Source organism: Aquabacterium sp., from assembly GCF_035476535.1.
In the GTDB taxonomy this organism is placed as follows: Bacteria; Pseudomonadota; Gammaproteobacteria; order Burkholderiales; family Burkholderiaceae_C; genus Pseudaquabacterium.
In genome coordinates, this window is the sequence record NZ_DATILJ010000325.1 from 46560 (window position 1) to 55351 (window position 8792).

General features: G+C 66.9%; 7 protein-coding genes and 1 pseudogene. 5 read left to right on the forward strand and 3 right to left on the reverse strand.

The features are described 5' to 3' along the window. Window positions 1-97: 97 nt before the first annotated feature. From VLK61_RS31185 to VLK61_RS31195, 3 genes are all read right to left on the reverse strand, one after another. Entirely contained in the window at window positions 98-913 is an 816-nt protein-coding gene (locus tag VLK61_RS31185; protein ID WP_325427472.1) for a DUF72 domain-containing protein, read from the reverse strand. Window positions 914-1120: 207 nt separating this feature from the next. After that, the gene (locus VLK61_RS31190) at window positions 1121-2077 is read right to left on the reverse strand and encodes a response regulator transcription factor (protein ID WP_325427474.1); all 957 of its coding nucleotides are present in this window, start codon (window positions 2075-2077) and stop codon (window positions 1121-1123) included. Beyond that, complete coding sequence (locus VLK61_RS31195; protein ID WP_325427476.1) at window positions 2070-5558, reverse strand: ATP-binding protein; 3489 nt, start codon at window positions 5556-5558, stop codon at window positions 2070-2072. Before VLK61_RS31195 ends, VLK61_RS31190 begins: the two co-directional genes overlap by 8 nt. Before the next feature lie 160 nt (window positions 5559-5718). Here VLK61_RS31195 and VLK61_RS31200 point away from each other — a divergent pair, with 160 nt between their 5' ends. The 5 genes and pseudogenes from VLK61_RS31200 to VLK61_RS31220 form a co-directional block, all read left to right on the forward strand. Continuing rightward, the gene (locus VLK61_RS31200) at window positions 5719-6021 is read left to right on the forward strand and encodes an urease subunit gamma (RefSeq protein WP_325427478.1); all 303 of its coding nucleotides are present in this window, start codon (window positions 5719-5721) and stop codon (window positions 6019-6021) included. A gap of 21 nt (window positions 6022-6042) precedes the next feature. Beyond that, complete coding sequence (locus VLK61_RS31205) at window positions 6043-6348, forward strand: urease subunit beta (protein WP_325427480.1); 306 nt, start codon at window positions 6043-6045, stop codon at window positions 6346-6348. A 1-nt stretch (window position 6349) separates the two neighbouring features. Beyond that, window positions 6350-8077 carry an urease subunit alpha gene (ureC, locus tag VLK61_RS31210; RefSeq protein ID WP_325427483.1) on the forward strand — a complete coding sequence of 576 codons (1728 nt, stop codon included), beginning with the start codon at window positions 6350-6352 and terminating at the stop codon, window positions 8075-8077. A 9-nt stretch (window positions 8078-8086) separates the two neighbouring features. After that, a pseudogene (ureE, locus tag VLK61_RS31215) lies at window positions 8087-8581 on the forward strand (urease accessory protein UreE); the annotation flags it as partial. After that, window positions 8568-8792, forward strand: a 225-nt coding sequence (locus VLK61_RS31220; protein WP_414636893.1) for an urease accessory protein UreF, incomplete at its 3' end; no start/stop codon positions are given. The pseudogene ureE and the gene VLK61_RS31220, both read left to right, overlap by 14 nt.

The following is an 8792-nucleotide window of genomic DNA, read 5'->3' on the forward strand; positions in this document are numbered from 1 at the left end:
TCGCTGTTCGTCTCGCTGAACAAGGTCTGATCGACACGCCCAGCGTCCTGGCCACCGATGCGATGCTTTGCCCCCCCATCGCCTTGCCCTTCCCTGATCAAGGCAACCTCCTGAGCAGCGCCATTGCCGCAGCAGGTGCCTTCTCCTTCGCACCGCTGATGAAGAACATGAACACGTCCCGCGGCGCCGTGGCGGGCGGTGGTGGCTCAACGCGCGGCAGGTCTGACGGCTCGTGTCCGTCTCGCCAGACCTGCCCGCAGGCGGCCACCCGGTCCAGCACGGACGGCGCACAGCCCTCGGGCAGCTTGGCATCCGTGCGCATCATGCGGACATAAACCAATTGACCAGTGACGTCCGCCATGGCGGGATATTCGTCGGAATCGGTGAACACCGTCGCAACGCCATGTCGACGGGCCAGTGCCAGGTAGTCGGCACTCATGAAGCTGTCGTGCCGGACATCCACCACATGACGCAAGGACAAGCCGCTCACTTTGTTGGGAAGCAGTTTCAGGAAGGCTTCGAAGTCCACCGGGTCGAAGCGCTTGGTCGGTGCAAACTGCCAGACGATGGGGCCGAGCTTGTGTGCCAGTTCGGTGATGCCGCTGTTGACGAAGCGTTCGATCGATTCGCCTGCTTCGGCGAGCACGCGGCGGTTGGTGGCAAAGCGGGAGGCCTTGAGCGAGAAGACAAAGTCGTCCGGCGTCTCGTCCCGCCACTTCGCGAAGGTGGCCGGCTTCTGCGAACTGTAGTACGTGCCATTGATCTCGATGGCGCTGAGCCGACGACTGGCGTATTCCAGTTCACGGCTGTGCGGCCAGCCGGCGGGATAGAAGTTGCTGCGCCAAGGCTCGAAGGTCCAGCCGCCAATGCCGACACGGATCGCCGGCTGCGTGCTGCTCATGGGTTCGGTCATGGATTCTCCTCGATGGGGTGTCTGGCACCATGCGATGGTCGTGCAGAGTGCGCCGCCTCGGCAAGGTTCGACGCCGCTCGATCCATTGAATCACCACCGCCATGCTCATGTCACCTGCCGATGCCAGACTCGCCGATTGACTTCGTCCCCGGCAAGGGAACAGGACGCGCAGCGGCCCAGGCGCCACCATGCGGCCGGGGCACCCTTTCATCCGATGAGTTTCAGCACACGGGCCGCCGCGGCGGTGCGCGTCTCGACCCCCATCTTCTGCAGGATGTGCTCCATGTGCTTGGTCACGGTGCGGGGACTGGCGCCCAGGATCTCGCCGATGTCACGGTTGGTCTTGCCGAGCGCGGCCCAGTACAGCACTTCGGCCTCCCGCACCGTCAGGCCGAAGCTGCGCATCATCGCCTCGAACGTTGCGCCGTCATCGGCTTCGCTGGCGACGATCAGCCATTCGGCTTCGGCCGGGTTGTCGCTGACATCGTCGCCGGTCATGCCGTGCAGTTCAAGCGTTATCCGGCGTGGCCCGCGTGCGGCCACCAGCGGCTGCGGGGCCGCGCCGGCGCCATGCGCGGCCACCTCGCGCCGCACCCAGTCGATCAGCGGCACCGGCGCAGCGCTGCCTTCGCTGCCGAAGTGCTCACGCAGCAGCGTGCGCGCCAGCGCGGTCTGCCACAGCAGCTTGCCGTCGGACGGCCGCACCACCAGCGTGGCATGGCCGAAGGCGTCCAGCGCATTGCGCGCCTGACGCTGCACGCGCGCGGTCTGCGTGTGTGCGGCGATGCGCGCCAGCACCTGGCGCGGATCGATCGGCTTGGTGACGTAATCGACGCCGCCGGCACCGAAGGCAGCCACCACATGCTCGGTCTCGGTCAGCGCGGTCATGAAGATGATCGGGATCGTGGCGGTCTCGGGGTCGGCTTTCAAGCGACGCGCCACTTCGAAGCCATCCATGCCGGGCATCAAGGCATCCAGCAGCACGATATCCGGCTTGGCCTGCTGCGCGCGGGCGATCGCACTCGGGCCGTCGCTGGCCACCAGCACGGTGTGGCCGGCCTCGTCGAGCGCGTCGTGCAGCAGCGACAAGTTGTCCGGCACATCGTCGACGATCAGCACCACCTCACCGGTGGCACGGTCCAGCGGCATCAGCGGGTCACGCATCGCTGGCCTCCTGCAATGCCACTCTCAACTGCAGTGTGATGGCATCGAGCTCGAAGCGCCGGGCCATGGTGCGCAGGCGTTCGGCAAAGCCTGCGCTTTGCGGATGCGCCAGCGCGATGGCATCGAGCTTCTTCAGGATGCCACGCACATAACCCAGCCGCACCAATTCATCCAGTTCACGCAGGGCGTCCGCCGGCGGGGCGCAGACCGCCACCGCCGCTGCGTCGACCGGCTCCGGCTCGGGCAAGGCAAGCAGCCATTGCAGCGCCAGGCGGCGCTCAAGCCAGCCCAGCAGTTCATCCATGCGCACCGGTTTGACCAGGAAGTCGCTGCCGGCAATGCCCAACTCATTCTCCAGCCCCTTGTCGTAGGCATTGGCCGAGACGATGGCCGCGGGCGCCTCACTCAGGCCCTGGTCGCGCAGGCGGCGCAGCGTGGTCCAGCCGTCGATGCCGGGCATCGCCAGGTCGAGAAAGACGGCATCGACAGCCTCGTGCGCCAGCACCTCCAGCGCCTCTTCGCCGGAAGCGGCCTGCAACAGTTCGAAGCCCAGCGGTGACAGCCGGTCGGCCAGCAGCCGGCGGTCAGCCTCTTCGTTGTCGACGACCAGCAGGCGCCGCCGCGGTCCGGCATAGCCGACCGGCCGGCGGCTGGCCAGGCGCTCCTGCCCATGACGGCCACCGGCGGCCAGCTCGGGCAGGTAGAGCTTGATCGCGAAGCGCGTGCCCACGCCTGGCGTGCTGCGCACCGTGAGTTCACCGCCCATCAAATCAGTGAGCATGCGAGAGATCGTCAAGCCCAGCCCGGTGCCGCCCGTGGCATTGCCGCCTGCCGAGGTGCCGCGCACAAAAGGCTCGAACACACGCTGCAATTCATCTTCCGTCATGCCGGGACCGGTGTCTTCGATCTCGAAACGCGCCATCTCGCCCGAATAACTGCTGCGCAGCATGACGCGGCCGCTGCGCGTGAACTTGACCGCGTTGCCGAGCAGGTTGATCAGGATCTGGCGCAGCCGTTTCTCGTCGGCCCGCACCAGCGCCGGCAGGCTGCTCTGTCGCTGGTGCTCGAAGCCCAGGCCGCGCGCCGCGGCTTGCAACTCGAACATGCGTGCGATCTCGTCCAGGCCCTCGGCGAAGCGCATCGCCGAAGGCTCCAATGCCAGGCGGCCGCTCTCGATGCGTGCTATGTCCAGCGTGCCTTCGATCAGGCTCAGCAGGTGGTCGCCGCCACGCCGGATCACCTGCACGGCGCCGCGCCGATGCGCCGGCACGGCGGGATCGTCTTCCAGCAACTGCGCATAACCGAGGATGGAGTTCAGCGGCGTGCGCAGCTCATGGCTGATGGTCGTGATGTAGCGGCTCTTGGCCTGGTTCGCGGCATCGGCAGCGGCCTTGGCCTGCTGCAGCTGCGCATCGGTGCGCTGGTGCGAGGTGATTTCACGTTGCAGCGCTTCGGCCTGCTCTTGCAGCGCCTGGGTTTGGCGGCGCGATTCTTCCTGCGCCACCTGCCGGCTGCGCTGCGCCAGCACCAGCCACCAGGCCACCATGCCGGCCACCAGCAGCAGCACCAGGAAGGCCTGCACGAAGCCGGCGCGCAGCAGCGGCGCGATCAACGCGGCCTCCGCGCCCATCGTGCGCATGCCCAGCAGGTACAGGCCGCCGAACAAGGCTGCCAGCAGCGGCACCACGCCCAGCATCAGCAGCAGGTAATGCGCCAGGCCGCCTTCGAGTTGCGGCGCCATGCGCACCGGCAGCACACGCCGCAGCAGCGCCAGCCATTGCGCCGACAGCCGCGCATCGGGCTTGCACAAGTCGTCGCAGCGCGCATCGAGCGTGCAGCACAACGAACAGATCGGCCCGCCATAGGCCGGGCAGGAGGCCATGTCTTCCTGCTCGTACTCACGCTCGCAGATCACGCAGCGGCGCACCATGCGCGCGCCGTTGTCGGCCCCGAGGTAGCGGCCGACCGATTCGTCCTCGGCGGTGCGGCGCGCCAGGTAATAGCGGCCACCGGTGAGCCAGGCAATCAAGGGCGAGGCCAGCATCGCGGTGACCAGCGCGATCATGGCCGAAAAGGCCTGCGCCGTATCGCCGAACGCCCCCAGGTGCGCCGCCACCGACAGCACCGAGGCAATGCCCATCGCACCCACGCCGACCGGGTTGATGTCGTACAGGTGCGCCCGGCGGAATTCGATGCCCGGCGGCGACAAGCCCAGCGGCTTGTTGATCACCAGGTCGGCCACCACGGCCATCATCCAGGCGATGGCGATGTTGCTGTACAAGCCCAGCACATGGCCCAGCGCCTGGAAAACATTCATCTCCATCAGCACCAGCGCGATCAGCGTATTGAATACCACCCAAACGACGCGTCCCGGGTGGCTGTGCGTCAGCCGCGAGAAGAAATTGCTCCAGGCCAGCGATCCGGCATAGGCATTGGTGACATTGATCTTCAGCTGCGAGACGACGACGAACAGCGCCGTGGCCGCCACCGCCAGGCTGTAGTTCGGGAACACGTATTCCCAGGCCGCCAGGTACATCTGGTTCGGGTCCACCGCGCGCTCCGGCGGCACCATGTGCGTCAGCGCCAGGTAGGCCAGTACCACGCCGGCCATCATCTTGGCCACGCCCACCAGCACCCAGCCGGGGCCACCGAGCAAGGTGCCAGCCCACCAGCGGGCACGATGGCCGGGTTTCATTTCGGGCATGAAGCGCAGATAGTCCGCCTGCTCGCCCATCTGCGTGATCAGCGCGATGCCGACGGTCAAAGCGGCGCCGAAGGCATGCAGGTTGAAGCCCTTGAACTGGCCGCTGGTGCCGCCATAGCTCGTCAAGCCGGCCAGTTCGCCCGGGCTCTTCCACAGCACGAAGATGAACGGCAACACCAGCAGCACCAGCCACAGCGGTTGCGTCCACACCTGCAGCCGGCTGATCGCCGTGACACCGTGCGTCACCAGCGGAATCACCACCAGCGCACACAAACCATAGCCCCAGGCCGGCGGGATGTCGAAGGCCAGTTCCAGCGCATAGGCCATCACCGCGGCTTCGAGCGCGAAGAAGATGAAGGTGAAGCTGGCGTAGATCAGCGAGGTGATGGTCGAGCCGAGGTAGCCGAAGCCAGCGCCGCGCGTCAGCAGGTCCATGTCGACGCCGTGGCGTGCGGCGTAAACGCTGATCGGCAGGCCGGCCAGAAAGATGATCAGCCCGGTCGCCAGGATCGCCAGCGCGGCATTGGTGAAACCGTGCTGCACCAGCAGCGTGGCGCCCACCGCTTCGAGGATCAGGAACGACGCAGCCCCGAACGCGGTGTTGGCCACCCGCCATTCCGACCACTTGCGGAAGGTGCGCGGCGTGAAGCGCAGCGCGTAGTCTTCCATCGTCTCGCGCGCCACCCAGCTGTTGTAGTCACGGCGAAAGGTGACCACCCGCTGCGGCGGTGATTGCGGCATGGCGGGCGAAGGCGGCGTGACGGCAGGCGTGGACATCAAGGGTCTTGCTGTTCAAGAAACGCACCAAGGCGATGCGGCGCCGTTGTTGCAGGGCTTGGGCGCGAGCGGAGGCACCAGTGTCGCCGCAGCGCATCGTGCGCCGGCACGGCACTTGCCCCAGGGCCCCGGTGCCCACCGCTGCGCCAGAATCGACCGCATGGACCTGACACCGCGCGAAAAAGACAAGCTGCTGATCTTCACCGCGGCCTTGCTGGCCGAGCGCCGCAAGGCCCGTGGCCTGAAGCTCAACTACCCCGAGGCGGTGGCGCTGATCACCGCGGCCATCATGGAAGGCGCTCGCGACGGCAAGACCGTCGCCGCGCTGATGAGCGAAGGCAAGACGGTGTTGACGCGCGCCGATGTGATGGAGGGCATTGCCGAGCTGATCCCGGAGATCCAGGTCGAAGCCACCTTCCCGGACGGCACCAAACTGGTGACCGTGCACCAACCCATCCCATGACAACAACCGGGACGCACCAACATGATTCCAGGTGAACTGTTCACCGATGCCGGCGACCTGCCGCTGAACCCAGGCCGCCGCACCACCACGCTGGTGGTCGAGAACACCGGCGACCGGCCGATCCAGGTCGGCTCGCACTACCACTTCGCCGAAACCAATGCCGGCCTGCGCTTCGACCGCGCGGCCGCGCGCGGCATGCGGCTGAACATCGCCAGCGGCACCGCCGTGCGCTTCGAGCCCGGCCAGCAGCGCACCATCGAACTGGTGGACTACGCCGGCGGCCGTGAAGTCTGGGGCTTCCGCGGCCTCGTGCAAGGGAAACTCTGACATGGCTGTCATTGGCAAACGTGCCTACGCCGAGATGTTCGGCCCCACGGTCGGCGACCGGCTGCGGCTGGCCGACACCGCCCTGGTGCTGGAGATCGAAGACGACTACACGCTGCGCGCCGGCGGCTATGGCGAAGAGGTGAAGTTCGGCGGCGGCAAGACCATCCGCGACGGCATGGGCCAGAGCCAGCTGCCCAACGGCCCCGGCGCCCACGAAGCCGCCGACCTGGTCATCACCAACGCGGTGATCGTCGACCACTGGGGCATCGTCAAGGCCGACATCGGCATCAAGAGCCACCGCATCGTGGCCATCGGCAAGGCCGGCAATCCGGACGTGCAGCCGGGCGTGGACATCCCCATCGGCCCGGGCACCGAGATCCTCTCGGCCGAGGGTTTGATCGTCACCGCCGGCGGCATCGACACGCATGTGCACTTCATCTGCCCGCAGCAGATCGAAGAGGCGCTGATGTCCGGCGTAACGACCATGCTGGGCGGCGGCACCGGCCCGGCCACCGGCACCTTGGCCACCACCTGCACGCCCGGGCCGACGAACCTGCGGCTGATGCTGCAGGCCGCCGATGCTTTCCCGATGAACCTGGGCTTTCTCGGCAAAGGCAACGCCAGCCGGCCCGAGGCACTGCAGCAGCAGGTCGAAGCCGGTGCGATCGGGCTCAAGCTGCACGAGGACTGGGGCACCACGCCGGCGGCGATCGACACCTGCCTGGACGTCGCCGAACAACACGACGTGCAGGTCTCGATCCACAGCGACACGCTGAACGAGAGCGGCTTCGTCGAAGACACCGTCGCCGCAACGAAGGGCCGCACGCTCTGCGCCTTCCACACCGAGGGCGCTGGCGGCGGCCACGCGCCGGACATCATGCGCGTGGTCGGCGAACCGAACTTCCTGCCCTCGTCGACCAACCCGACGATGCCCTACACCGTCAACACGGTGGACGAGCACCTGGACATGCTGATGGTCTGCCACCACCTGGACGCCAGCGTCGCCGAGGACCTGGCCTTCGCCGAGAGCCGCATCCGCCGCGAAACCATCGCCGCCGAGGACATCCTGCATGACCTGGGCGCCATCAGCATGATGTCCAGCGACAGCCAGGCCATGGGCCGCGTCGGCGAGGTCATCATGCGCACCTGGCAGACCGCGCACAAGATGAAGCTGCAGCGCGGTAAACTGCCCGGCGACGGTGAACGCCACGACAACTTCCGCACCAAGCGCTACATTGCCAAGTACACGATCAACCCCGCCATCTCGCACGGCATCAGCCACGAGGTGGGCAGCATCGAGCAGGGCAAGTGGGCCGACCTCGTGGTCTGGAAGCCAGCATTCTTCGGCGTCAAGCCGGCGCTGATCCTCAAGGGCGGTTTCATCGCCATGGCGGCGATGGGCGACCCGAACGCATCCATCCCGACGCCGCAGCCGGTGCACTACCGTCCTATGTTCGGCAGCTTCGGCAGTGCCGTCGCGCGCGGCTCTCTGACCTTCGTATCGCAAGCCGGGCTGGCAGCCGGCATCAAGGAGCGCTTTGGCCTCGCGAAGAACCTCAGCGCGGTGAAGAACATCCGCAATGTGCGCAAGGGCGACCTGGTCCACAACAGCTACCTGCCCAAGATGGAGATCGACCCGCAGACCTATGCGGTTCGGGCCGATGGTCAATTGCTGACCTGCGAGCCGGCGACCGTGCTGCCGATGTCGCAGCGCTACTTCCTCTTCTAGGGCCGTCCCATGCTGCAGGTTTCCAAACTCCTGGCCGGCGGCCACGGTCTCGCGCCGGTTTTGCTCAAGCGCGCGGCCACGGTGGAACTGGACTGGGACGTTCGCCAGAAGAGCCGCTTCGATTGCAGCGATTCGCAAGGCCGCCATCTCGGCGTGTTCCTGCCGCGCGGCACCGTGGTGCGCGGCGGCGACGTGCTGGTGGCGGAAGATGGCTCGCTGATCAAGGTGATCGCCGCTCCGCAGCCGGTGCTGGTGATCACGCATTGCAAGGAGCACGGCACACTCTTCGATCTGACACGTGCTGCCTATCACCTGGGCAACCGGCATGTGGCCATCGAGCTCAAGGCCGACCACCTGAAGATAGAACCCGATCACGTGCTGGCGCAGATGCTGCGCAACATGCACCTGATCGTCCGGGAAACGAGAGGCCCGTTCGAGCCCGAAGGCGGGGCCTATGGCGGGCACGGCGCGCATGGCGGGCATTCACATGATGGGCACGACCATCACTGATGCGGACCTCCTGGGCCTGGTATGGCTGGCGTCGCCGGCCTTGCCCGTGGGAGGCTTCTCATACTCCGAAGGCCTGGAGGCTGCCGTGGATCGCGGCTTCATCAGCGACGAGCAAACCGCCGCCCACTGGCTTGTCGAGCAATTGCACCTGACCTGGTCGCGGGCCGACCTCGCCGTGATGGCGCAGGCCATTGCCGCCTGGCGC